At 61.3% G+C, this 24,079-nt stretch carries 19 protein-coding genes; 13 read left to right on the forward strand and 6 right to left on the reverse strand.

What is annotated here, in order from left to right; all coding sequences use genetic code 11:
• Positions 1-273 precede the first annotated feature (273 nt).
• Positions 274-624, forward strand: coding sequence for a DUF1330 domain-containing protein (locus tag CN311_RS23475; protein WP_097576065.1), 351 nt, complete (start codon positions 274-276; stop codon positions 622-624).
• A gap of 248 nt (positions 625-872) precedes the next feature.
• Here the strand turns inward: CN311_RS23475 and CN311_RS23480 are convergent, their stop codons facing one another.
• A complete protein-coding gene (locus CN311_RS23480; protein WP_097576066.1) occupies positions 873-1,739 on the reverse strand; it encodes an MBL fold metallo-hydrolase in 867 nt (288 codons plus the stop codon).
• A 518-nt stretch (positions 1,740-2,257) separates the two neighbouring features.
• Between CN311_RS23480 and CN311_RS23485 the strand changes: the two genes are divergently transcribed.
• Genes CN311_RS23485 through CN311_RS23495 form a run of 3 tightly spaced genes read left to right on the forward strand, consistent with a single transcriptional unit; the run spans position 2,258 to position 5,447 of the window.
• The gene (locus tag CN311_RS23485; protein ID WP_097576067.1) at positions 2,258-3,379 is read left to right on the forward strand and encodes a type III polyketide synthase; all 1,122 of its coding nucleotides are present in this window, start codon (positions 2,258-2,260) and stop codon (positions 3,377-3,379) included.
• Positions 3,376-3,894 carry an isoprenylcysteine carboxyl methyltransferase family protein gene (locus CN311_RS23490; RefSeq protein ID WP_097576068.1) on the forward strand — a complete coding sequence of 173 codons (519 nt, stop codon included), beginning with the start codon at positions 3,376-3,378 and terminating at the stop codon, positions 3,892-3,894. Before CN311_RS23485 ends, CN311_RS23490 begins: the two co-directional genes overlap by 4 nt.
• On the forward strand, positions 3,891-5,447 hold the full coding sequence (locus CN311_RS23495) for a DHA2 family efflux MFS transporter permease subunit (RefSeq protein WP_097576069.1): 1,557 nt from the start codon (positions 3,891-3,893) through the stop codon (positions 5,445-5,447). The genes CN311_RS23490 and CN311_RS23495 overlap by 4 nt, the downstream gene beginning before the upstream one ends.
• Before the next feature lie 141 nt (positions 5,448-5,588).
• On the opposite strand, the gene CN311_RS23500 is transcribed toward CN311_RS23495, so the two are convergent.
• Both CN311_RS23500 and CN311_RS23510 read right to left on the reverse strand, forming a co-directional pair.
• Positions 5,589-6,908, reverse strand: a complete 1,320-nt coding sequence (locus tag CN311_RS23500; protein WP_165779811.1) for a carbohydrate porin — start codon at positions 6,906-6,908, stop codon at positions 5,589-5,591.
• A 786-nt stretch (positions 6,909-7,694) separates the two neighbouring features.
• Positions 7,695-8,864, reverse strand: a complete 1,170-nt coding sequence (locus CN311_RS23510) for a sugar-binding transcriptional regulator (protein WP_165779812.1) — start codon at positions 8,862-8,864, stop codon at positions 7,695-7,697.
• Between CN311_RS23510 and CN311_RS23515 the strand changes: the two genes are divergently transcribed.
• The 9 genes from CN311_RS23515 (at position 8,859) to CN311_RS23555 (ending at position 20,435) form a co-directional block, all read left to right on the forward strand.
• Positions 8,859-10,205 (forward strand): sn-glycerol-1-phosphate dehydrogenase, encoded by a 1,347-nt coding sequence (locus tag CN311_RS23515; protein ID WP_097576073.1) that lies wholly within the window; start codon positions 8,859-8,861, stop codon positions 10,203-10,205. The genes CN311_RS23510 and CN311_RS23515 overlap by 6 nt on opposite strands.
• The gene (locus CN311_RS23520) at positions 10,205-11,029 is read left to right on the forward strand and encodes an HAD-IIB family hydrolase (RefSeq protein WP_097576074.1); all 825 of its coding nucleotides are present in this window, start codon (positions 10,205-10,207) and stop codon (positions 11,027-11,029) included. The genes CN311_RS23515 and CN311_RS23520 overlap by 1 nt, the downstream gene beginning before the upstream one ends.
• Positions 11,022-12,545: a glycerol-3-phosphate dehydrogenase gene (gene glpD, locus CN311_RS23525; protein ID WP_097576075.1), complete on the forward strand. Its 1,524-nt coding sequence runs from the start codon at positions 11,022-11,024 to the stop codon at positions 12,543-12,545. The genes CN311_RS23520 and glpD overlap by 8 nt, the downstream gene beginning before the upstream one ends.
• Positions 12,546-12,630: 85 nt before the next feature.
• Positions 12,631-14,133 carry a xylulokinase gene (xylB, locus tag CN311_RS23530; protein ID WP_097576076.1) on the forward strand — a complete coding sequence of 501 codons (1,503 nt, stop codon included), beginning with the start codon at positions 12,631-12,633 and terminating at the stop codon, positions 14,131-14,133.
• A gap of 83 nt (positions 14,134-14,216) precedes the next feature.
• On the forward strand, positions 14,217-15,227 hold the full coding sequence (locus CN311_RS23535; RefSeq protein ID WP_097576077.1) for a sugar ABC transporter substrate-binding protein: 1,011 nt from the start codon (positions 14,217-14,219) through the stop codon (positions 15,225-15,227).
• A gap of 78 nt (positions 15,228-15,305) precedes the next feature.
• Entirely contained in the window at positions 15,306-16,826 is a 1,521-nt protein-coding gene (locus tag CN311_RS23540; RefSeq protein WP_097576078.1) for a sugar ABC transporter ATP-binding protein, read from the forward strand.
• On the forward strand, positions 16,819-17,823 hold the full coding sequence (locus CN311_RS23545) for an ABC transporter permease (protein ID WP_097576079.1): 1,005 nt from the start codon (positions 16,819-16,821) through the stop codon (positions 17,821-17,823). Before CN311_RS23540 ends, CN311_RS23545 begins: the two co-directional genes overlap by 8 nt.
• Positions 17,820-18,824 carry an ABC transporter permease gene (locus CN311_RS23550; protein ID WP_097576080.1) on the forward strand — a complete coding sequence of 335 codons (1,005 nt, stop codon included), beginning with the start codon at positions 17,820-17,822 and terminating at the stop codon, positions 18,822-18,824. Before CN311_RS23545 ends, CN311_RS23550 begins: the two co-directional genes overlap by 4 nt.
• 6 nt (positions 18,825-18,830) lie before the next feature.
• Positions 18,831-20,435, forward strand: a complete 1,605-nt coding sequence (locus tag CN311_RS23555; protein ID WP_097576081.1) for an FGGY-family carbohydrate kinase — start codon at positions 18,831-18,833, stop codon at positions 20,433-20,435.
• Positions 20,436-20,467: 32 nt separating this feature from the next.
• On the opposite strand, the gene lipA is transcribed toward CN311_RS23555, so the two are convergent.
• Genes lipA through CN311_RS23570 form a run of 3 tightly spaced genes read right to left on the reverse strand, consistent with a single transcriptional unit; the run spans position 20,468 to position 24,018 of the window.
• Complete coding sequence (gene lipA / locus CN311_RS23560) at positions 20,468-21,463, reverse strand: lipoyl synthase (protein ID WP_097576082.1); 996 nt, start codon at positions 21,461-21,463, stop codon at positions 20,468-20,470.
• 36 nt (positions 21,464-21,499) lie between these two features.
• Positions 21,500-22,261: a triose-phosphate isomerase gene (tpiA, locus tag CN311_RS23565; RefSeq protein ID WP_097576083.1), complete on the reverse strand. Its 762-nt coding sequence runs from the start codon at positions 22,259-22,261 to the stop codon at positions 21,500-21,502.
• 23 nt (positions 22,262-22,284) lie between these two features.
• Positions 22,285-24,018: a glycerol-3-phosphate dehydrogenase/oxidase gene (locus tag CN311_RS23570; RefSeq protein WP_097576086.1), complete on the reverse strand. Its 1,734-nt coding sequence runs from the start codon at positions 24,016-24,018 to the stop codon at positions 22,285-22,287.
• Positions 24,019-24,079: the final 61 nt, after the last annotated feature.

Genomic DNA, 24,079 nt, shown 5'->3' on the forward strand with positions numbered 1-24,079 from the left:
CGTGCCGTGTGCGGGCGTACCGATGGTGAGGGTCGCACCCCTTCCGGTGCGAGCTCCATCCCGGCGAGCCGACCACCGGTGCCGGTCGCCGTGTTTGGGGGGTGCCTAACACAGTGCCAAGGAAGCACGTCATGGAAGAGACGGTACTCGCGAAATTTCCAAACGACTGGCCAGATATCAGTCCGGAGTGATCTGGAAGCGGTGCGAGGGCGATGTCGCACGCCCTCTTCTTCTTCGTTGCCGCGACATCAGGCGTTCCATTGAGGATTTTCCATGTCGACCTATCTAATCAACCATCTGCGAATCCCTGGCGATGTACCCAACGGTGAAGGTCTGTCCTATCTCGAGCAGGTCGAGGCTACCGTTGCACCCTATGGCGGTAAGTGGCTGGCGCAGGGCTCAGTCGACGTACTCGAGGGAGCCTGGCCGGGCTCGGTCGTGCTGATGGAGTTCCCAAGCCGCGATGCTGCGAGCGCCTGGTACAATTCAGCCGCATATCAGGCGATCGCGCCGCTGCGTGTCCGCAACGCCATCTCCGACCTCGTCCTGATCGACTCGCTGCCCGATGGCTTCACGATCAAGGAATTCGCCAACGACATCCGTCGGGCGCTCAAAAGAGCCTGAAACGTTTGCTTGTCTCGATTGGTCCGAGCGACGTGCTGGCGCCGCCCCAGTGTCCGGACGCATGCGCGTTGTCGACGTCACCTCTGATCTTCAAGGGCGATACACAGCCTGCGCAGGTCCGCAGATTTTGATGAATCGTGTCGCGTCCTGATGTCCGCTCGTGCAGGGCACACGCCATTTAGGGAAACCTGGCACGACAAAAGCCCCGGCTGGTCAATGCCTGTGGCAAGTGGCGTCGCCCGTCTGTCCTAGCTGCGCTGCTTGGCCCTGTTTGCACCGCCCCACAGCGAACCGGGATTTGCATGACCCGGATACAGCGCCAGCATCGCGTCATAGAGTTCTCGTGCGTTGGACGTGACCGCGTCGAGGCGATTGAAATCTCGCAGATACTGTTGCGTCTCCGCGACGATGCTTGGGTCGTCCCTGTTCGCCGGCACCTTGTGGCCCGCGATCACCGCCTTCGGCTTCAGGGCAGCCAGCCTGTCCAGCGTGGCAATCCACTCGAGCCTGCTTTCGGTATTGGTCTCGCCGAGATACGGGTGGACGCCGTTGTAGACCACATCGCCCCCAACGATCAGGCCGATCGACGGCACATGCAGGACGGTGGAATGGGCGGTGTCCGTGCGGCCGGTGTCCACAACATCCAGCTTGTGACCCTCCAAGTCCATCGTGCCGCTCTCAAGCGGATCGGCGACGCGCAGATGCTCCGGAATTTGGTTGGGGAAGAGGCGGCGCCAGAAGTCTTTCTGCCACGCCTCGGTCAGCTGGCTGCGCATGGCCCCAACCACCTCTGGCGCTGCGACGGCGCGTGCTTCCGGGAAGCGTCCCAGCAATGCCGCCAAGCCGAAAAAGTGATCCCCGTGACCATGCGTCACATAGATGGTGGTGAGCTTCTTGCCGCTGACAGCAACCCAGTCCACCAGCGCGCGTGACTGCTCTATTGTCAGGAACGTATCAACCAGCACCGCGTCGCGCGTGCCATGGATCAGCGTCGAGGAGTTTGCCACCCACGCCAGGTCCTCCTTGCCCGGCGGCAGATCGCGGGTAAGCCCCGGCCGCGTGACGGTCAGCACATCCCATTGGAGGCCACTGAGATGAGGTGGGCTCGATGTCATGGTCAAGATCCTTGTTCATAACTTTACCGCATGCCCTGGGACCGCCCGCGTTCGACTGATGCTGGATGGACGTCGGGGCAGCTCGGGCCGACGGGACGGCCGGCTCGCTCCCCGCCATCGGCCATCGGCTATTTTGCGCTGCCCGCGTCCCTGATCAGTGAAGCCACCTGTTTTGGATGGGATATCATGACGACATGGGAAGCGCCGTCTATGGCCACCGTGGCCCGCGACTTGGCCCGGTGGGCGCTAGGCAAAGCGCAGGCGCAGATATGCCACCGCGGCAATCGCAAGGCCAATCTATACAAAGGTATATATTGGTTGAACAGTTATCTGGCAATTAAAACCAAGGTATAGCGTACAATTTATATTTCGACTTGGCTATTTATTGATCTTCTGTGAAGGCGGGAAGATATCTATCGCGCATAACGAAGATATGCCCGGGCTTCGCTGGAGTGATGAAACCCGGATTGAGGACGACGTCCAGCGCTGCAGTTGGCGACTGGGGTCGTTGTGGTACCATGCTTAACAGGATTGACTTCACCGCACCCTTGCAGCACGACGTTGATATTTCGGCTGGCGCCTCCGCCGCAGGCCACCTCGTCGGCCTGCTTTCGTTGGCCACGGCGCTTCCACCGTATGTAGTCGGGCAGGAAGAAGTAGCCGCGATGGCGCAACGCCTTTTCACGGATATTTTCGAGCGCTCACCGAGTATGGCACGCGTCTTCGCCAACACTGGCATACGTGAGCGGCACGTCGCGCGCCCAGTTGCCTGGTATCTCGAACCGCGGGGTTGGCCTGAGCGCACTGCTGTGTACATGGAGGAAGGTAGCCGTCTGTTCGTCGAGGCTGCAAACAAGGCGCTCGACGCCGCAGGATGCGTGGCAAATGACGTGGATGTCGTTGTCTTCATTTCTTCCACGGGGATCGCGACACCGAGCCTGGACGCAGTCGTGCATCGACAGATGGGATTCCGGCCCGATATCGAACGCGTTCCGGTATTCGGCCTGGGCTGTGCCGGCGGCGTGAGTGGCCTGGCCATTGCTTCGCGCATTGCTGCGGCTCGGCCCGGGTCGACAGTCCTCATGGTGTCTCTCGAGCTGTGCTCTCTGGCCTTTCGTCCGGACCTTGTTGACAAGACCAACGTGATTTCCACGGCGCTCTTCGGTGACGGCGCCGCAGCGTGTGTCCTGCGCTCTGGTCAGGCAGGCATCGCAATGATCGACGGCGCAGGCGAACATCTGTGGCCGGATACTCTCGGCATCATGGGATGGAACATGGATCCCGTGGGATTTGGCGTCCTGCTTGCACCGAATCTGCCGGCTTTCGCCACGACCAACCTGGGCCCGGCGGTGGAAGGTGTCTTGGCACGCATAGGGCTCGGCACGGCCGACATCGGACGCTTCATCTGCCATCCTGGAGGGGCGAAGGTGGTAACTGCAATTGAGCGCTCGCTGAAATTAAACCAAGGATCGCTTGATCACGAGAGAACGGTGCTAAGCGACTTCGGAAACATGTCGGCGCCAACCGTCCTGTTCGTTCTGGCGAGGGCAATTGCCGAGGGACTGCCGAAGCGGACCGCTCTTTTGGCCATGGGACCGGGCTTCACCGCATCATGTGTGTCTCTCGTGCGGGCGACATGACGATGGAAGCGGTTCTGATCCTTGCATTGGTCACTCTCCAACGGCTTGGAGAGCTGATCCTGTCCCATCACAACACAAAGAGGCTTCTCGACAAAGGCGCGTGGGAAGCGGCGCCCGCTCATTACCCGTTCCTGGTTATACTTCACGCAAGTTGGCTCGGGGGATTGTGGTGGCTGGCGCCGGGCCGTCCCGTCGACGTGGGGTTCCTGCTCGCCTATCTCGCCGTCCAACCCCTTCGGATTTGGATCCTGGCGACGTTGGGACGACGCTGGACGACCCGTATCATCATATTGCCGAACTCGCCTCTGGTCGTGCGCGGACCGTACGCGGTGATCTCGCATCCCAACTATTTGGTGGTCGTCGCCGAGATTGCACTGCTGCCGATGGCTTTCCATCTAGGCTGGTATGCCCTGATATTTTCCGCTTTGAATGCGGCTATCCTGTTTGTGCGCATCCCGGCTGAGAACATTGCTCTCGGCATTGCACGTCCGAGGCCAGACGGTCGCGCATTATGACCGACAACGAACCGGTCCGGGTCCAATTCGCAACCTGGGTAGGCTTTGCTGCGATGTGCCTCGGCATGTTCATGGCCGTGCTGGACGTGCAGATTGTCGCGACTGCGCTGCCGGTAATCCGCTCTGCTCTTGGCATCGGCGACGATCGGATGAGTTGGGTGCAGACCGCCTATCTGATCAGCGAGGTGATAGCGATCCCGCTGACCGGATTTCTGACACGCGCCTTGGGGGTGCGCATCCTGTTTTCGGTGGGCGTCGGCGTCTTTACAGTTGCCTCGATCGGCTGCGCGGCAAGCCACGGATTCGAGACCCTGATCGCCTGGCGGATATTGCAGGGCTTTTCCGGCGGAATGCTTATCCCGCTTGTATTCTCCGCCGTTTTCCTGCTGTTCCCCATACATCTCCAGGGGATTGCGACAATGATCGCTGGAATGCTGGCGGTCCTCGCGCCGAGCGTCGGCCCGGTAGCTGGCGGCTGGATTACAGAGACGACCTCTTGGCATTGGCTGTTTCTGGTCAATGTGACTCCAGGCATCATCGCCTGTGCCTTGGGCATGACGATGCTGGCGAAAGAAAACTTGGACCGATCGCTGCTACGCACTCTGGATGTCGTGGGTCTGGCTCTTATGGCAACCTGCCTGGCCTCCTTGGAGATCGGGCTGAAGGAGGCGCCTACCCTCGGCTGGCTCCAAGGACCTACCCCGCTCCTGCTGGTCCTCAGTCTAGCAGCAGGCGTTACCCTGGGAGTCCGCATGTTAAGACAGCGATCGCCAGTCCTGAACCTGCACCTCTTCCGCGAGCGGAGCTTTGCCCTCGGCTGCGCACTGAGCTTCATCTTTGGCATGGGACTATACGGCTCGGTTTATCTGATGCCCGTCTTTCTGTCTTTCGTACGCGATCACGGCTCGCTGACCATCGGGCTCATCATGCTCGTCACTGGCATCACGCAAATGGCGACATCGCCTGTCGCTGTCTGGTTGGAGCCGCGCACCTCCGCGAAAGTTCTATCCATGTTTGGGTTCGCGGTTTTTGGCTCGGGCCTGGCGATGAGTGCTTTCTCTACGACCGGGACAGACTTCGATGGCATGTTTTGGCCACAGGTCATCCGTGGCTCCGCCATCATGCTATGCCTGTTGCCTCCTACCCGGCTGGCGCTTGGCGACATTCCACCAGAAAATCTCCCTGACGCCAGCGCCTTATTCAATCTCATGCGAAATCTTGGCGGGGCCATCGGCCTGGCGTTGATCGACACGGTCATTTGGGGACGATCTCCAACGATTGCGAAAAACCTTGGCGAGGATCTCCTGGCAGGTGACAGCAAGATTGCGACGCTCATCGGTCTGCCACCCGGATTCGTGACAGGCCCCGTTTCAAAGCATATCGACCCCGCCGTCGAAGCCATCGTGCAGCCGCTTATCCAAAAGGCGGCGCTCACCCAAGCCATTAATGAGGCGTGGGCCATGCTGGCTTGTGCCATGATCTTAGCGTTTACCCTTGCCTTACTTGTGCCGGCGACACGGCGGCCGACACAACCTCAGGCGGCGACGGCGTAAACAGCAAGCCTGTCTCCGATCCAAATACAGGATCGCAGATCGAGATCCCGCGCGGGCTGGGTGTACCCGCGGAACGCGACGGGAGCCCGGTTCAAGCTACACGCAGCGCCTCGCATGATGGTTTAGGCCCGCTCCCTGATGCTAAAAACTGATCGAGCTGCGCACGCCTACCAGGAACGCATCGTTGACAGCTTGCTTTCCCGTTTTATCAGGAACATTTCCGCCGGGATGAACAACATACTGAATGTCGGGTTGAATTGACCACCAAGGCGAGACCGCGACGAAGTAATTCAGTTCAAAAACCGTCTCGGCATCCCTGATCGGATAGCCGGCTGAACCAGCGGATGTATCCCTATCCAGGCCGGCCGCCCTGGCGCTAATGCGAGAATGACTTACAGCCATGGTCAGTGTGTCGTCCTTCCGATTTTCGAAGAGACCCTCGATAGCGATACCGGCATCCACCCCCCATGATACAAGGTTGCGGTCGGAAGGTGCCACCTGCCCCCGCAGGAACGCACTGACACTCATCTGACCAGAAGTGAAAAACGTATTGTCCACCAGGCCATATAACGCCCAATCGCCTCGGTGCGTAAGAGGTTCAACCACGCTGGGATTTGCCAACGATACAACGTTGCCGACACCGTCGCGGCCGAACCGCTGGTCTGCAAATTTGCCCGTATGGTACCAACCGCCGATCTTAAGGGCGATGGCGGGACCGCCGGCCCCGTCTTCCTGGTTGATCTCGTAGGCTAGTTCCCCCATCAGCAGCACACCGCCGCTAGTGCTGAATGTGGTTCCATGCCGGTTACAAACCTGCGGGTCGTCCTGGCAATCGTTCCCAGCTGGATTCCCACTGAATACCCCGGCACGAAGAACGACATCCGGCTGCAAATAGAACACCGCCAGGGCGCCTGGGGTGGCGAGCGGATATGCGGGGCCGCCGCTCGTCATATCTGCCCCGTTTAGAACCGGCCAGCCAAAAGCTCCATTCAGCAAGTTGCCTGCTGACTTCATTACCGAAAAGTCTTCATCGGCTGACAATTGGCCTATCCGAAACGAGTTATTATTGGGAAACTCCTGCTGAACCCAGGCCGTAAAAAGACGTGTGGTGGGCAACGCGTCGATGTTGCTAGGGTCGCCAAGGCTTCCGACGCTGTCAGCCGCGTTCCTTTGGTTCACATCGTGGATCTGATAGACCGTCACATGCGCTGACCCGCCTCGCCAGTGCGTAAGCTTGTCGAAATCGAAGTCCGCCGAAGCTTCTAGACGGCCTTCGTAAGTAGTCTGGCGATCAAGCCCGCCTCGTAAATTCACGATCACTTCGCTTACGTAGTCGAGTGTAAGCGTGATCCCGCGATCGCTGAGCGCTGTTCGTGCACCGGACCAGTCGCCGGTCAAATTGCCCCACTCCCAAATGGAATGCGGCGTCGCATCCGCAGCGAGTGTTGGAAATGTCAGCATCGCAGAACCTGCGATTCCGCAAATGCCACTCCAACATTGAGACTTGAGTCGAGCCACGCCCGTCGGCCTATTGCTTCTCATGCGGGTTGTTGCCATTCCGAAAACGACTAAGTCCCCGAAGTGAGATCATGCATTGCGATCCAGCATTGCAATTGACTTCATCATCCGTTGCAGCCGAGTCAGCCGCTGATGCGTCGACATCCCTTAAGCCCGCACTACTAAATTAGCGACAAAGTCCTGTCGTATACAAGCGCTGCATACATGCGCTTCTGGCGGTGGCCATAGTTTGAACACTCGCAGCGCTCGCTGATCGAAATGCCCTCGTTGACCTCGCTCGGTGAGGTGGAAATCAGGCTCGCCAAGTTACGCCCGTTGGCCGTTGCGGAATGATCCGGGACACATTGATCTTGGCACACGAAAACGTCAACGAAACCCATGTTCCTAGTAAATCCTCCGGGCATCGGAATAAAGAACATCGGCCTTGGCGGAAGGTAATGATCCAGAACATCAGGCGGGTCGAAATTGCGTGAGGACGTTGCTTCGCGGTTCACGTAGGGCCAGGCCGTCGCCAGAAATGTGCTACCTATTGTGATACAAATCGAGTCAACGAAGCGGAAAAAGCAGAAGAAAAACAATGATTTTATGGGAAGAGCGATCCCAGCCAACGGTACCATCGGCTTTTCATTAAAGAGTTGAATTCATTATAGAACTTTTGGCTTCGGGGGGCAACCTTGCGGCTCGATGGCTTTGCGCCCCGACCGGGATTACGCGCCCTACGCATCGGCCTCAGCGCAGGCGGGCACATAGGCTGCGGGCGGTCTCCTGATCGGTGATCAGCACATTTGCGAGTGCGGCTTTCAGCATTCCCTGGATGGCCGCTATCTTCTCGATGCCGCCGCCGATGCAGATGCGCTGCGGGACCTTAATGAAGTCCTCGATCGGCATGACGATGTGGCGGTCGTCGAACCCCGTCCGAACAATTCTGCCATCAGGGTCGAAGAAGTAGCCCGAAGCAAACCCGACGGCGCCGCTGTTCTGATATTGCATCAGCAACTCCTCGGTCATCACTCCGCTGTCCTCGAGAAGCGTGGGCCCGCTCAGATGGGTGACGCCGAACAGCGTCTTGGTGCATTGGCGCAGCAATTTGAAATGCTGATCGATGATGGGCTCCTGCATCAGCAGCGTTTTCATGTTCGAATTGGAGACGACGCCTGGTGCGTGCAGATTGACGCATCGCGCGTTGAGCCGGGCCGCAATGTTGGAGGTGCACAATTCCGGGGAGAAGTCGTAGGTCGCGATCGAACTCCCGGTCACCTGCGCCACGGTCACGCCGGGTTTGTTGGCGGGCGAAAGCGCCTTTGAAAGGGACATGACCGTGCGTCCCCAGGCGACGCCGATGACGTCGTCATCCTCGATCTTCTGTTCGAGGATGCGTGCGCCAAGCAGGCCGATCCGATCGTATAATGCTGCGGCCGACCCACCTGCCGGAAGCACGTAGCATTCGAGCAAGCCGCCTTTTTCCTTCAGCTCCACGGAAAGATCCGCGCGCTCCAGGCGCGTCGGATCGATGGTGATCGTGACGATGCGTTCTTCACGCGCTTTTTGCAGCAGGTTGAACACCGAGGCGCGAGAGATGCCGAGGCGCTCGGCGATCTCGTCCTGTTTCAGACCTTCTTCGTAATAGAGCCATGCCGCCCAAAGCGCCTGATCAGCGCCGAACTGCATGGGTGGCGGTGGCTTGCGCCTCTCGGTTTTGTCGGCAGCCCTGGGCGCGCGCATTGAATTCGATAAGTCTCCCCGCGCGGATGATTGCCAGTTTTTTGACGGCAAGTCCAGTCGTGGAAATTCCCTCACATCGCGGTTCTGGCATTTGCCAAGGCATGTCAAAAAAAGCCATTGACATTTTGCACTGGCACGTGAAAATTGCCACCATTGCTTTGGGAGGGGAAAATGCACAATTCGGCGGGCGCTGTTCCCAGCCCTTTGGCGCGGCGCGGGTGGAACCATCTGATCGAGGATGTGACCGCCGGACTCTGGGTCAATCCGGACACCGGCTTGAGGGCGGAAATCCCGTTCAAGACGGTGACCATCGAAGACAGCCTCCTTGGGGCGGAAGCCGATCTCATTGAGCGGAACATGCCCGCCCGAACCTATGGCGTAGTAGCGGACCAGGACACATATGATGCTTACGGCCATACCATTGCCCGCAGCCTCGGCGGCCGGGTCTCGGTGTTCGTTCTCGACCATCCTCACGCCGACGAGGGGCAGGTCACGGCGCTGTGCGAGCGGACGCGCCATGTCGATGCGCTGATCGCGGTCGGCTCGGGCACCATCAACGATCTTTGCAAATACGCCACCGCATGCGACGGCCGCGCCTACAGCGTCTTTGGCACGGCCCCGTCGATGAACGGTTATACATCGACCACCGCGTCGATCACGCTCGACAGCGGCCTGAAGACGACAAAGCCGGCGCACGCGGCCAAGGGCGTTTTCCTGGATGTCGCGGTAAGCGCTGCCGCGCCGCAATATCTGATCGCGGCCGGATTCGGCGACAGTTTGTGCCGCTCCACGGCGCAGGTGGACTGGTATTTTTCCCATATGCTGCTGGGCACCGAATACGCCACGTCGCCCTATGTGCTGCAGGCCGACGATGAAGAAGCGATCCTGGCGCGTTCGCAAGGCCTGGGGCGCCGGGACCATGAAGCGATCGGATATCTGCATCGCATCCTGACGCTCGGCGGTTTCGGCATAACCATCACAGGCATGAGCCATCCGGGCTCCATGGGCGAACACCAGATTTCGCACTGGATCGACAGCTTCGCTGGCGAGCGCCACCCCGGAACTGTTCACGGCCAGCAGGTCGGCGTTGCCTCGGTTACGATGGCGCGGCTGCAGGAAATCATCCTCGGCAGCGAAACCGCGCCGACAGTGCGCCCGAGCCTGTTCGACGAGATGGATATCCGGGCCCGTTACCCCGCTGCCGCCGTCGAAGATTGTCTCCAGGCGTCGCGTGCCAAGGTGATGGACGCCGCGCGGGCTGACCAGTTCAATGCCGATCTCGAAAGGCTGTGGCCGGTCCTGCGCCCCCGGCTCAAGGCAATGGCCATTCCCTCTGCCATCCTTGCCGCTCATCTTCGCGCCGCCGGCGGCGGTGCGACAGCTTCTGAGATCGGCATGGACCGCGACCTGTATCGCGACGCCGTACGCTCTTCGAAGGAGATTCGAAACCGCTATTCCATGCTCGACCTTGCCGCTGACATGGGCATTCTCGATCAGTTCATCGAGGAGGAGTGCTGATGCGGCCCCTCAGTGAGCTTTCCGACGCGACGCTGTCGAAGGTCACGACGGTGTTCACCGACATCGACGACACGCTGACCACCGAAGGCCAGCTTCTGGCGGATGCCTACGCGGCACTCGAACAACTGGCGCGGGCGGGTTTCGATGTGGTGCCGATCACGGGCCGCCCCGCCGGATGGTGCGATATGATCGCCCGTTTCTGGCCTGTTGCCGGGATCGTCGGCGAGAATGGCGCCCTCTATTTCTCCTATGACCGTTCGGCCCGGAAAATGCGCCAGCGGTTCTTTGCAACGGATGCCGAACGCAGGGCGAACCGTGCGAAGCTCGACCGGCTGAGGGAACGCATTCTGCGCGAGGTGCCCGGAGCCGGCATTGCCTCGGACCAGCTCTACCGCGAGGCGGATCTCGCCATCGATGTGTGCGAGGACGTGAAGCCGCTGCACCCCCGTGACGTCCACCGCATCCTCGAAATCTTCGAGGAAGAAGGTGCGGTGGCGAAACTCTCGTCCATCCATGTGAACGGCTGGTTCGGCGACTATGACAAGCTGTCCATGAGCCGTATTTTCGCCGCCGACATTCTTGGCTTCGATCTCGATGCCCAAAAGGAGCGCGTCGTATTTGCCGGCGACAGCCCGAACGACGGGCCGATGTTTTCGTTTTTTCCCAATTCCTGCGGCGTCGCCAATGTCCGCGACTTCAGCGACAACGGCACCGCCCTGCCTGCCTTCGTCGCAGGGCGCCGCGGCGGTGGCGGCTTCGTGGAAATTGCCGGGCGTCTGCTTGCCACCAGATCCATGCAGGGACGGGAGCGGGCGCATGGCTGAGGTTTTCGATCTGGCCATCATTGGCGGCGGCGTCAACGGTTGCGGCATCGCGCGCGATGCGGCGGGGCGTGGCCTCAAGGTCTATCTCTGCGAAAAGGGCGATCTCGGCGGCGCGACATCGTCGTCATCGACAAAGCTTCTGCATGGTGGCCTGCGCTACCTCGAACATTATGAATTTCGTCTTGTTCGCGAGGCCCTGCAGGAGCGCGAGACGCTGTGGAGCATCGCCCCGCACTTCGTGCGTCCGTTGCGGTTCGTCCTGCCACACCTGCCGGGGATGCGGCCCAGATGGCTGCTCAGGCTCGGTCTGTTCATCTACGACCACATCGGTGGCCGCAAGCGCCTGCCGCCGACATCCGTCGTAAGGTTTCAGCAGAGCTGCGTCGGTGAAGGTCTCATTCCATCGCTTTCGGTCGGCTATGAGTATTCGGACTGCTGGGTCGAGGACAATCGACTTGTCGTCATGAATGCCAGGTCCGCCGAGGAACTGGGTGCCGTCATCGATACGCATGCGTCCTGCGTCGCCGCTTCGCGAAGGTCGGACGGCTGGTCGCTGAAGATCGCCGCCGGCGATCTTCAGAAGACCGTCAGGGCACGCGTGGTGGTCAACGCCGCAGGTCCCTGGGCCAATGACATTGTCGAACTGTGCGCAAGACGCCCCGCCAGCGGCAAGGTCCGCCTGGTCCAGGGCTCCCACATCGTCGTACCGAAGCTCTACGCGCACGATCGCTGCTTCATTTTTCAGAATGGCGACGGCCGCATCGTCTTCACCATTCCCTACGAGGACGACTACACCTTGATCGGCACCACCGATCGCGATTTCGCCGGCGACCTGGCGAATGTCGGGGCCACCGACGCAGAGATCGAATATCTGTGCCGTGCCGCCAGTCGCTATTTCCAACGGCCGGTTCTCGTTTCCGACGTGGTCTGGAGCTATTCCGGCGTCAGGCCGCTCTACGATGACGGCGGAGGCGCCGCGCAAAAGGCGACACGCGATTATGTGCTGGAGGTCGACGACGCGGATGGCGCCGCCCTGGTGTCGGTTTTCGGCGGCAAGATCACTACATATCGCCGGCTTGCCGAATCCGTCATGCAGAAAGTGGTCGCCCATCTCCCGGCGGACAAGGCAAGGGCCGCGGCGGCCAACGCTGGCTGGACCGGGCGCAAGCCCTTGCCCGGCGGCGATTTCCCGATCGACTCTTTCGACGAAAGGGTCAAGGCCCTTCGTGCGGCATATCCGTTTCTTGGCAAGCGCGATGCGACCCGGCTGTTCCGCTACTACGGCACGCGCGCCAACAAGGTTCTCGGGCGGGCGCGATCCTGGGCCGATCTGGGCATCGGCTTCGGAATGGGACTGACCGAAGCTGAAGTGGACTACATGGTTCGCGAGGAATGGGCGCGGTCGGCGAGCGATATCGTTTTCCGCAGGAGCAAGCTCGGCCTCAGGCTGACGCAATCCGAAATAGACGCAATCGATCGCTTCCTGGAGGGAAAGCGAATGCAGATGGCGGGCTGACACCGCCATCGCTGACAGGACGTGACGGGCAGGAAAGGCAAGGGAACGCAGGGCGCCTCAAAGACCGGCAAGGGAGGAGAATATCATGTATCTCGGGATCGATCTGGGTACATCGGGCGTGAAATCTGTTCTGATCGATGACGATCAGAAGCTCGTAGGGGAGCAAAGCTCCCGGCCGCTCGACATTTCGCGACCGCATCGCGGCTGGTCGGAACAGCAGCCCGATCTGTGGTGGAATGCGGTCGGCGAAAGTCTGGATGGCCTCGCCGCGCGGCATGGATCCGCGCTGGCCAGCGTCCATGGCATCGGCCTGTCGGGTCAGATGTATGGCGCGACGGTGCTGGATGCGTCCGACAGGCCCTTGCGTCCCGCTATCCTGTGGAACGACACCCGGACCGAACAGCAGTGCGCCGACCTTGAAATGCGTGTGCCCGATGTGTGCAGCATCGCCGGACGAAAGCCGACACCGGGCGTCACCGCGACAAAGCTTGCCTGGATACGCGACAACGAGCCCGAGGTTTTCAGGCAGGTCGAACATGTGCTGCTGCCAAAGGACTACATCCGTCTCCTGCTGTCCGGCGACAAGGCCTCCGACATGGCCGACTCAAGCGGCACGATGTGGATGAATGTCGCAGCGCGCGACTGGTCCGATCGTCTGCTCGACGCAACGAACATGCAGCGCAGGCAGATGCCGCGACTTTACGAAGGGACCGAAGCGACCGGGCAATTGCGCCGCGAACTGGCGGATCGATGGGGCATCCCGGGGCGCCCGGTGATTGCCGCCGGAGGTGGCGACAATGCGTGCGGCGCTTGCGGGACGGGCGTCGTCCACGAGGGTGAAGGCACGGTATCGCTGGGAACCTCCGGGGTTCTTTTCGTGGCCATGCACGATGCGCGACCCAGCCACGAGCACGCCATCGAAACGCTTTGCCATTCCGTTCCCGGTGTCTGGCACCAGATGTCGGTCATCCTGTCCGCGACGTCCTGCGTCAATTGGCTGTCGCGGCTGGTTAAACGCCCGGCGGCGGAGTTGATCGCCGAACTCGGCACGGTCATCAATGCACCGAGCCCTGTCGTGTTTGTGCCCTTCCTGGACGGGTGTTGGTCGCCGCGCAGCGATGCGGAAATTCGTGGCGCGCTGATCGGCCTGCAGCATTCGTCAGGCGATGAAGAGTTGACCCGTGCGGTGCTGCAGGGCGTCGCCTTTGCGCTTCTGGAATGTGCCGAAGCCTTCCGTTCGACCGGCACCTCGATCGACAGGCTGCTGGCGATCGGCGGTGGTTCGCGGTCCGACATCTGGCTGTCGATGGTTTCCACATGTCTTGGCGTAGAGCTCAGGGTGCCGGAAGCAAGCGAACTTGGCGCCGCTTTCGGCGCGGCGCGCCTGGGCATGATCGCCGCCACCGGTGCCAGCGTCGGCGATGTGCTGAAGCCGCCGAAAATCAACCGGACGATCTATCCGGTGCAGAACCTCGCCCCCGCATATTCGGATGCCTATCGGACGTGGCTTTCGGTGCTGCCGGAGGTGCGGCGCGTATCGATGGCCGCAAGCGTGGAGGGGTCTGCGAGGAACGTCCTTCGGCACTGACGGTGGCGAAGGCGAAAACTGTCCGCGGGCATCAGGACGATGCCCGGGATTCAACGGCAAATGTTTCACATGGGAGGATAGACATGAATTTCGACGATCTGAACTTTGGACTTTCCCGTCGCGCAATGCTCGGCGGAACGGCAGCGCTCATCGCCGCGCAATATCTTGGTTCGACCGGCGCTCGCGCGCAAGCGGCGGACCGCAAGTTCGCGGCGGCGCTCGGCTGGACGACCTACGATTCCGGCCGCCATCTCCAGGACGGCTTCAACGCCGCCGTCAAGGAACTCGGCGGCACGCTGACCACCACGGATGCCGGCTTCGACGCCAAGACCCAGACCGACCAGATCGACTCGCTGATCGCTTCGAAGCCGGAAGCGCTGTTCATCACGCCGGCGGACGCCGTCGCGATCGCGCCTGCCGTCCAGCGCGCCATCGCCGCCGGCATCCCGGTCTTCTGCGCCGACAGCGCCGTGCCGGGCGTGGCCGTGAACACTACCTCGATGTCGAACAATTTCGGCATGGGTGAATACTCTTGCGACTACATAGCCAAGCAACTGAAAGGCAAGGGTCGCATCGCGCGCGTTCTCCTGCCGCAAAACGAAAGTTGGGACCAGCGCACGCTCGGCATGGAATGGACGCTGCGCCGCTATCCTGACATCAAGATCGTTACCGACTGGGCCTTTGCGCTTGCCGGCAACGTGACCCCACGCCAGGCCGTCGACAACATTCTGACGGCGAATGCCGATATCGACGCAATCTGGTGCGCCTGGGATGGCGCGGCTGTCGAAGGCACGCTGGCCGCCCGCGCCGCGGACCGGCCGAACCTCATCATCACGGGTATCGACGGCGGCTCGCAGGCCTTCAGCTACATCGCTGCTCCCTCGCAGTTGAAGCTCTCCATGGCGCAGAGCTTTTACGAGATGGCCTATCTCTCCGTGTTCTACGCGCATCAGCATCTGGAAGGCAAAAAGACGCCGCGACTGGTCGTGACGCCGACTTATGCCGTCGATCAGTCGATGCTGAAGGACAGCATTCCGGACGACTTCGACGTTCCCGGCCGTGGCGCCGAACTCGGATGGGTTCGCGCGGTCTGATGGCGAAAGGTCGGCGCGGCTCAAAAGGGTCGCGCTGGTCCTCGACGGGATGTGACAATGCAAGCTCAGGAGGGGGCGATGACGGTTCCCGCACTATGCGCCAAGGCGGTTTCGAAGCGGTTCGGACGGATCAACGCGCTCGACGATGTCGATTTCGTGCTGGAGAAGGGCGAGGTCCATGCGCTTCTCGGCGTCAACGGTGCTGGAAAATCGACATTCATCAAGATCCTGTCCGGGGTTTACGTCAAGGACAAGGGCGTGATCGAAGTCGATGGTCGCGAGATCGATTGCCACAACCCCAAGGATGCCATTCGCTGCGGCATTGCCACCGTGCAGCAGCATCCCGAACTGGTCGCCGATTTCACCGGTTATGAGAACATATTTCTCGGCCGCGAATCCGCGCGCGCGAGCTTCCTTTCCGGCATCGACCGGAGCGTTCTGAAACGCCGCGGGGACGAGCTTCTGTCGCGTTTCCCGGTCGAGATCGATCTTTCACGCCGCATCGAGGACATGTCGGCGGTGGAGCGCGAGATCATCGCGATCCTGCAGGCGATCGCCGGCGATCACATTCGCATTCTCATTCTCGACGAACCGACGTCGACGCTGACGGAAGTGGAAAAGGAAGTGCTTTTCCGCCTTATGAACACGCTGCGCGCCAGCGGCATCTCAATTCTCTACATCACCCACCGACTTGAAGAGGTCATGGAAATCGCGGACCGGTTTTCCGTGTTTCGCGGCGGGCGGATGATTTCGACGATGACGCCGCAGCAGGTTCGCGACAAGAACCTGTCGCTTGCGGAGTTGATGCTCGGCGAAACGCTCGGTGCCGTCTTTCCGGAAAAGGCCGAACCGGCGCAATTGGGCGAACTCGTACTGGACGTCCGCAATCTGCGGCATCAGCGGCTGTTCTCCAATGTCAGCTTCCAGTTGCGACGGGGCGAAATTCTCGGCGTTTTCGGCCTCGTCGGTTCCGGTATCGACGAGTTGTCGAAGGTGCTTTACGGCGCGCTCGCGACCGATGCGGGTTCTGTCGAACTGAACGGCAGGGAAGTCAGCCCGAAGTCACCAGCCGAAGCCCTGAAGGCAGGGATATTCCTTGTTCCGGGCGACCGCCGTGTCGAAGGATTGTCGCTGCAGCAATCCTCGATCTTCAACATCACGCTTGCCAATCTCGGCCGCGCCTCGAGCTTTGCCGGCTTTCTGAAGCGTTCGGCCAATCGGCGCAAGAGCGAGGAGTTCGCTGCCCGGGTCACGCTCAGCCCGGCAAATGTTACGATGCCGGTAAGCGGGTTCAGCGGCGGCAACCAGCAGAAGATCGTGGTGGCGAAGGGCCTCTTCGCCGACGCGGATGTCTATATCTTCGTCGAGCCGACGGTCGGTGTGGATATCGGTGCGAGGGCGAAGCTCTATGGGCTGATGCGCGAACTCGCCAAGACGTCGGGCGTGATCGTCATGTCGACGGATTGCGACGAGGCGCATGGTATCTCCGATCGCGCCTTCGCACTTTACAAAGGGCGGCAGGTCGTCCCGGTCGACAGGGTCTTCACCCGCAACGAACTTCTGATGGCCGGCATCATGGGAGACGCAACTCATGCCTAGACACGGGATCTTGCCCGCCGGGACTGCCCGGCTGCTGGCTTTCGCCGCACTGGTTTTCATACTCGGCGCCGCCTTCACGGCGGTCGAGCCGAGATTTCTGTCCACCCAGAACATATCGGCCGTCACCCGGCACATGGCCGCAAACGGGCTGGCCGCCCTCGGCCTCACCCTGGTGGTGATCGTGCGAAAGTTCGATCTTTCCTTTGCCGGCACGGCCTGCTTCTCGGCCATGACCATCGGCTACATGATTGCCGGAGGCCATGACCTCTGGCTCTGCATTATGGTGGGCGTCCTGGCCGCCGCCGTCGTCGGCGCTTTCAACGGCATGGCAATCAGCTATTTCGGCTTGCCCGACATCGTCACCACCATTGCCACCGGTTCGATCGCCGGAGGCTTGGCGTTCCTGTATTCCCAGGGGCGGACGATCTTCCAGAACTTCGTCACCTCGGGCATTCTGGATCTCAACGATGCTCGCCTTTTCGGCTACAGCGTCTCGTTCTTCTTCCTGATCGCGCTCTACGCCGTGGCCTGGGTGTTCATGCACCGCACGCGCTACGGCGCCTCGTTTTATGCAACCGGCGAGAACCCTGTCTCGGCCTACTTCTCGGGCGTCCCTGTCCGGACCTACACGATGATGGCCTTCGTCATCTGCGCCGTCACCTCGGTCTTCGCCGTTGTGCTCATTCTTGCCGAATCGGGAACGGCCGACACGAACAAGGGCGCGACCCTCTTGATGCCTGCCTATGCCGGCGTCTTCCTCGGCGCCGCGCTTCTGGGCGGCACCTCGGTTCTGGCGACGCTGGCCGGCACTTTGCTCATCACCATGCTGCTGGACGGCTTCTCGCTTCTCGGCGTGCCCTACTACTACAGCGACGGTGTCGTCAGTGCGATCCTGCTTACCGGCGTGGTGCTGTTCGATGCCCGGGTCCGCCAGCTCTTCAGCGATCTGGCCTCGTTCATCCAGCCGGTCACATCAGCCAGTGAGAAACGTTCATGACGGATGTCATTTCCACGCATGCCGTCGCGGAACGCCGGCACTCGAAGGCAATCAATCGCATTATAGGGCGCTACTGGCTGGTTGCGACCTTGCTTGTCATGATCGCCGTCTTCGCTTTCCTCAGACCGCAGTTGCTCGATAGCTCCAATATCGCGACGATACTGCGCTCCTCAGCGTTGATGGCGATCATGATCCTCGGGCTCACATGGGTAATTGCTGCCGGCAAGATCGACGTCAGCTTCATGCAGATCGCGGCCCTCGGCAACATGACGACGGCCTGGCTTCTGGCGAGCGGAAGTGGCTGGACGCTGGCGGCGATCTGCGGCGTCGCCGTCGGCGCCGTGGCCGGCCTGCTCAATGGCACCCTGATCGCGATCCTAGGGATTCCGGCGCTGATCGTCACCATCGCCAGCGGCGGCATCTGCGCCTCGATCGCGGCAGCACTTGGCAAGGGAACGTCGATCCGCATTGCTGATGCGGGGCTTCTCGGCGACCTGCTTTTCACGAATTGGGGCCCGGTGCCGGTGATCGCGGTCATCGCCGCGCTGTTTTACCTGATCTCCTGGTACGCGCAGGAGAAGCTCACCTTCGGACACTATATCTTCGCCATGGCGCAGAACGAGAAAGCGGTCAACGAGGCGGGGATCGCAGCCCGCAGCCTCCTTCTCTTTCTCTTTGTCTTATCCGGCATCTGTTCGGCGATCGCCGGCGTTCTGCTGGCGGCAAGCCTGTCGTCCGGCCAGCCCATGATCGGCTCCTCCTATTTCATCGACGGGCTGACGGCGGTGCTGCTGGGCGGCCTGATGCTGCGGATCGGCAAACCGAATGTGCTCGGCACGACGACAGCCATCCTGTTGCTGTCGGTTCTCGTCAGCGGCAGCGCCATGTTCGGCTGGGCCGACTATCAGCGCCAGATCATCAAGGGTGTGCTGCTGCTGGTTGGCGTCGCTGTGGCGATGCAGTTCGGGCACCGGTCGTCGTCGCCCATGCAGGGAGCTTAGGAGCCGATGAAAAAGTCTGCTTACTTCATTGGCCTCGACGGCGGCACGGGAGGCGCGCGCGCGATCGTTGCCGATCTCGATGGCAAGGTCGTTGCCATGGCGACCCACGAATACGAGACGACGTTCCCTCGCGCCGGCTGGGCCGAGCAGACGCCCGCCGACTGGTGGCACGCCGCCTGCCTTGCGGTGCGTCAGGCCGTCCATATGTCGGGCATCAGCCCGGCCGACATCTCGGCCATTTCGGCCGACGGTACGTCGAGTACGCTGGTGGCGCTCGATCGGGACGGAAAGCCAACCATGCCGGCGATCCTTTGGATGGACAATCGGGCGTCGCCCCAGGCGCGGCGGATGATGGAGACAAACGACGCGGCGCTCCGGCGCTCGCGACTGGGCGTCAGTTCGGAATGGATGATACCAAAAATCCTGTGGATCAAGGAAGACCGGCCGGAGATCTACGAACGCTCGCGCTGGTTCGTCGAAATGGCCGACTATCTTGCTTTCCGCATGACCGGCAGGCTGACCCTTGGCCTCAACCAGATCACCAACCGCTGGTTCTACGACGGACGCCGTGGCGGCTGGCCGGAAGAGTTCTACGGCAAGATCGGACTCGGCGATATTACGGGTCGGTTCCCTGACGAGATCCTGCCACTGGGCGCCTCCATCGGCCGGATCGCGCCGGAGGCGGCCGACGCCATGGGCCTTTCTCCCTACACGAAGGTGGTGGCCGGCGGAACGGATGCCTATGTGGCAATGGTGGGCCTCAACGTGTGCGAGCCGGGCAGGACCGCCTTCATCACCGGTTCGTCCCATCTCGTCCTCCCCATGACGGATAAGGACATCGAGGTTCCCGGCATCTTCGGTCCGCATCCCGATTGCGTCGTGCCGAACCTCTTCGTCATGGAGGGCGGGCAGGTCTCCTCCGGCTCGATCATCCGCTGGTGGCACGATCACATGGGAAAGCTCGTGGGGTCGGGACCCGACGCCTATGCGCGGATGTTGCGGGAGGCAGGGGATATTCCCCTTGGCGCCGACGGCCTCATCGCGCTCGATTTCTGGCAGGGCAACCGAAACCCCTATATCGACTATGATCTTCAGGGCGCGCTCTGGGGGCTGACCCTGAAGCACACGCCGGCCCATATGCTGAGGGCGCTGCTGGAATCGATCGCCTATGGCACCGAAAACATTCTGCGCACGCTCGCCCGCCACGATGTCGCCGTCGAAACCATGGTGATCTGCGGCGGCGCGACGCGCACCCCGTTCCTGATGCAGATGCATGCCGATGTCTGCGGCATTCCGATCGTCGTTCCGAAGGTTCTGGAAGCGACCGCCCTTGGATCGGCAATTGCCGCAGCCGTTGGCGCTGGTTTCTACGACAGTCTCGCGGAGGCCGCCGCAAGCATGGTCGCCGAAGATCATGTCGTCGAACCCGATATGCGTCGCAATGAGCAGTATGGCGAGGTTTTCGACTTCTACCGCGATACGCACGCAGCGCTCGCAGCACTGATGCATCGCATGGCGCGGCGTGGCGAAAGAAAACCGGGCATGGAAGCGGCTGCTTTCCCGCGGGCATCGGTCAGGGATTTGAAGCCACGGCGGCAGGCGGCTCTGTGATGGAGTGGCAGACGATCCGGGCAGCGGGCTGATCAGGCCTTTTCCCGGGCCGCGATTCCGGCAGCCAGCACCTTCTTCTCGCGCACCGCCCTCAGCCGGGTAAAATCCTCGCCGGCATGGTGGGAGGAGCGCGTCAGTGGGCTTGAGGCCACCATCAGGAAACCCTTGCTGTAGGCGATTGTTTCGTAGGATTTGAATTCTTCCGGCGTCACGAAGGCCTCTACCTTGTGATGCTTACGCGTCGGCTGGAGGTACTGGCCGATGGTCAGGAAATCGACGTCGGCGATGCGCAGGTCGTCCATCAACTGCAGCACTTCGTTGCGCGCCTCGCCGAGGCCCAGCATGATGCCGGACTTGGTGAACATGGTCGGGGCAAGTTCCTTCACTCGCTGCAGAAGCCGTATGGAGTGAAAGTATCGCGCGCCGGGACGAACGGTCAGATAGTTGGACGCCACGGTTTCCATATTGTGGTTGAAGACGTCCGGCCTGGCCGCGACGACGCGCTCCAGCGCCCCGGGCTTCCTCAGAAAATCCGGGGTCAGAATTTCGATGGTCGTTTGCGGCGAGGCCGCGCGGATCGCGAAGATGACCTTCTCGAAATGCTCCGCGCCGCCATCGTCCAGATCGTCGCGGTCGACCGACGTGATGACGACATGACTGAGGCCCATCTGCTTGACAGCGTGGGCAACATTTTGTGGCTCGGCCATGTCCAGCGCGTTGGGCCGACCTGTCGCGACATTGCAAAAGGCACAGGCGCGGGTGCAGATCTCGCCCATGATCATGAAGGTTGCGTGCTTCTTGTCCCAGCATTCGCCGATGTTGGGGCAACCGGCCTCCTCGCAGACGGTCACGAGCTTGTGCGACTTCACGATCGAGCGGGTTTCGTGATAACGCGCCGACATGGATGCCCTGACGCGAATCCAGTCCGGCTTCTTCAGCATTTCCGTGTCGGGCCTGTGGGCCTTTTCCGGATGCCGTGGCCGCGTTGTTGCCGCGGCTGGATTGGTTCTGTCAAGAATGGTGACCATATTCGTTCCTGCTTCGTCGTCTTCTGGCGACCAGCCTCAAAGGCTTCCGTAGATCCCGGCGATGGCGAGAAAATCGTCGGCCTTCAGGCTCGCGCCTCCGACAAGCGCGCCGTCCACATTGACGATCGCCATCAGTTCGGCAGCATTGGAGGCCTTGACCGAACCGCCGTAGAGAATCCGCATGTTTGTGCCGTTGCCTGGGAAACGGGACACGAGGTCGGCGCGCATGAAAGCATGGGCTTCACGAATGTCGTCCGTTGTCGGCGTAAGCCCCGTTCCGATCGCCCAGACGGGCTCATAGGCGATCACCGTGTTGGTCGCGGTGGCGCCATCGGGAACGGAGTGAGCAAGCTGCCGCTTCAGGACGTTCAGGGTTTCACCCGACTGCCGCTCCGCTCCTGTTTCGCCGATGCACACGATCGCGACCAGTCTTGCGGCGTGTGCCGCGGCTGCCTTGCTGCGAACGATGGCATCGGTCTCGCTTTGAAAATCACGACGTTCGGAATGCCCCACGATGACGAAAGTGGCCCCGCAATCCGCTACCATCGCCGCGGATATTTCCCCCGTATGAGCACCCGACGGCAAAGAATGGCAATCCTGCGCACCAATCCGGAGAGCCGTCCTTGAACACAGCGATGTCGCCTCCCGGAGCAGGGTTGCCGGAGGGCAGATCAGCATGTCCGTTTTGCCGACCAAGGCCGCGGCGCCGCTGGCGATGGTCTTCAATGTGTCGAGAGACGAGCGCAGGCCGTTCATTTTCCAGTTGCCGGCAACCAGCGGCTTTGTTTCGGGCGTCATGTCGTGGGTGCCTTTCGTATGTCTCAAAAAACGTCAACGTGCGGAGATGCCGCGACCAGCGACTTGACCCGATGATGCTGCGTCAGCAGGCTCGTGGTCAGCTTGACCTCCTCGGCCCGCCGCGCTTCGTCCCAACCCAGTTCGCTGGCGGCAATCGCGGCAATGCCAGTGATGGTATCGGCTGTGATTGCATCTTCGAATGGAAGCAGCGTGCGGCGCAAAACGATATCGGCTAGCCGGGTCACGCGCTCGTTTCGCGCGATCCAGCGAATTTCGCCTTCGTGATACGGGCCATCGCGCCCGAGCGCCTGGCGTCCGCCGTCCGCCACCATGGCGGAGACCTGGCCGGCCGCGCCGCCATAGCGGCGCAAGAGCTTCGCCACAAGCGCGGACTCCAGCCCCGATGCGTTGACTATGTCTTCCACAGCACGGTCTCGTCCGATCTCGTCCGTGGGAAAATCGCGCGCGACACCGATGGCTTGCAAGAGCGTGCTGCCGGATCTCCTGAGGTCGAGGCGTTTGAGGACGGCGTCGCATACCTGTTCCGCGCAGGCGCGGTAGGTCGTCCATTTGCCGCCGACCAATGTCAGGACGGGAAAGGGGCGATCCGATCGTGGTTCGAATTCGTGCAGCGCATGGTCGCGACTGATCGCGCCGGTGGTGGTGTCGCCGCTCCAGGGCAGGGGACGAATGCCGGCATAGGCAAAGACGATCTCCGACCTTTGACCTCTGGCGCCGGGCAGCACCTGTTCCAGGACGTCGAAGAGGTAGTCGATTTCCTCATCGGAGCAACTGGCGGCCTCTGGGTCGTTGGCGCGGATATCAGTGGTCCCGAGGAGGATGTTTTTCGAGTCGAGGGCGTAGACCAGACAGGCCCGCAAATCCCTGGTTTCGAAGTAGAGCATGCCATCACCCAACTGCCGCGCCAGATCGGGCCGGCGCATGATGAGATGCGATCCGCGCGTGCCGCCGATCAGGCGCTTGTCGATATTTAGCCGGCGATCGACCTCGTCGGCCCAGGCGCCCGCGCAATTGACCACAAGCCGCGGGCACATTGCGAACATCTCGCCGGTGATGCCATCCTTCAGGCGAACGACGCCGTCGCGGGTTTCCTCAAGCGAAACATAGGGAATGGCGAGGGACTGCGGACAGTCCCGCTCTGCGTCCTTGATCAGTTCGAGGGCCAGGCGCTCCGGATGCAGAAGACGTGCATCGTAGTACTCGGCAACGGCACACACCTTGTCCGACAGCCCCGGCATCCTGCCTCGGCTTTCGGCGCGCGGCACCAGCCGGTGCCGGGGCATGGTCTGGCTGGCACCGCCGAAACGATCGAAGAAGAGGAGGCCGAGCTTGACGGCGAGAATGCCCTTGGGGCCAGGCGTCTTCTTGAGCTTCAGGAAGCGGAGGCCTGCCGAGAACAGGCCGCCGAGCCAGCTGAAAGCAGGAACCCAGACGGGGATCGGCTTCACCAGATGCGGCGCATTCCTGAGCAGATGATTGCGCTCGATCACGGATTCCCGCACGAGCTCGAACTCGCCCGTTTCAAGATAGCGCAGCCCGCCATGGACAAGACGCGACGGCGCGGCGCTCGTTCCGGATGAAAAATCGCCCTTGTCGATCAGGACGGCCGGTACCTTCTGCAGGGCAAGATCGCGATAAAGGCCGATGCCGTTGATGCCGCCGCCGACGATCAGGATGGGTGCGCTGCCAACAGGCAAGCCGCTGAGCTGCTGCAACACCTCTTCGCGACTGCGCATCGTCTTCTCCCGGCTGTTCTGGTCCGACATTTCGCGTCTCTGCATAATGGCAGTTTATTAC

Origin of the sequence: Mesorhizobium sanjuanii (genome assembly GCF_002529485.1) — a bacterium.
Taxonomy (GTDB): domain Bacteria; phylum Pseudomonadota; class Alphaproteobacteria; order Rhizobiales; family Rhizobiaceae; genus Mesorhizobium; species Mesorhizobium sanjuanii.

Bases quoted from the DNA above. Each gene is read 5' to 3' on its own strand.
- lipA (WP_097576082.1), bottom strand. From the start codon at position 21,463: ATGGTCACCATTCTTGACAGAACCAATCCAGCCGCGGCAACAACGCGG.
- CN311_RS23485 (WP_097576067.1), top strand. From the start codon at position 2,258: ATGCTTAACAGGATTGACTTCACCGCACCCTTGCAGCACGACGTTGAT.
- CN311_RS23545 (WP_097576079.1), top strand. From the start codon at position 16,819: ATGCCTAGACACGGGATCTTGCCCGCCGGGACTGCCCGGCTGCTGGCT.
- CN311_RS23500 (WP_165779811.1), bottom strand. From the start codon at position 6,908: ATGCTGACATTTCCAACACTCGCTGCGGATGCGACGCCGCATTCCATT.
- CN311_RS23490 (WP_097576068.1), top strand. From the start codon at position 3,376: ATGACGATGGAAGCGGTTCTGATCCTTGCATTGGTCACTCTCCAACGG.
- tpiA (WP_097576083.1), bottom strand. From the start codon at position 22,261: ATGACGCCCGAAACAAAGCCGCTGGTTGCCGGCAACTGGAAAATGAAC.
- CN311_RS23540 (WP_097576078.1), top strand. From the start codon at position 15,306: ATGACGGTTCCCGCACTATGCGCCAAGGCGGTTTCGAAGCGGTTCGGA.
- CN311_RS23550 (WP_097576080.1), top strand. From the start codon at position 17,820: ATGACGGATGTCATTTCCACGCATGCCGTCGCGGAACGCCGGCACTCG.
- CN311_RS23480 (WP_097576066.1), bottom strand. From the start codon at position 1,739: ATGACATCGAGCCCACCTCATCTCAGTGGCCTCCAATGGGATGTGCTG.
- CN311_RS23535 (WP_097576077.1), top strand. From the start codon at position 14,217: ATGAATTTCGACGATCTGAACTTTGGACTTTCCCGTCGCGCAATGCTC.
- CN311_RS23515 (WP_097576073.1), top strand. From the start codon at position 8,859: ATGCACAATTCGGCGGGCGCTGTTCCCAGCCCTTTGGCGCGGCGCGGG.
- CN311_RS23475 (WP_097576065.1), top strand. From the start codon at position 274: ATGTCGACCTATCTAATCAACCATCTGCGAATCCCTGGCGATGTACCC.
- xylB (WP_097576076.1), top strand. From the start codon at position 12,631: ATGTATCTCGGGATCGATCTGGGTACATCGGGCGTGAAATCTGTTCTG.
- CN311_RS23520 (WP_097576074.1), top strand. From the start codon at position 10,205: ATGCGGCCCCTCAGTGAGCTTTCCGACGCGACGCTGTCGAAGGTCACG.
- CN311_RS23570 (WP_097576086.1), bottom strand. From the start codon at position 24,018: ATGCGCAGTCGCGAAGAGGTGTTGCAGCAGCTCAGCGGCTTGCCTGTT.
- CN311_RS23495 (WP_097576069.1), top strand. From the start codon at position 3,891: ATGACCGACAACGAACCGGTCCGGGTCCAATTCGCAACCTGGGTAGGC.
- CN311_RS23555 (WP_097576081.1), top strand. From the start codon at position 18,831: ATGAAAAAGTCTGCTTACTTCATTGGCCTCGACGGCGGCACGGGAGGC.
- glpD (WP_097576075.1), top strand. From the start codon at position 11,022: ATGGCTGAGGTTTTCGATCTGGCCATCATTGGCGGCGGCGTCAACGGT.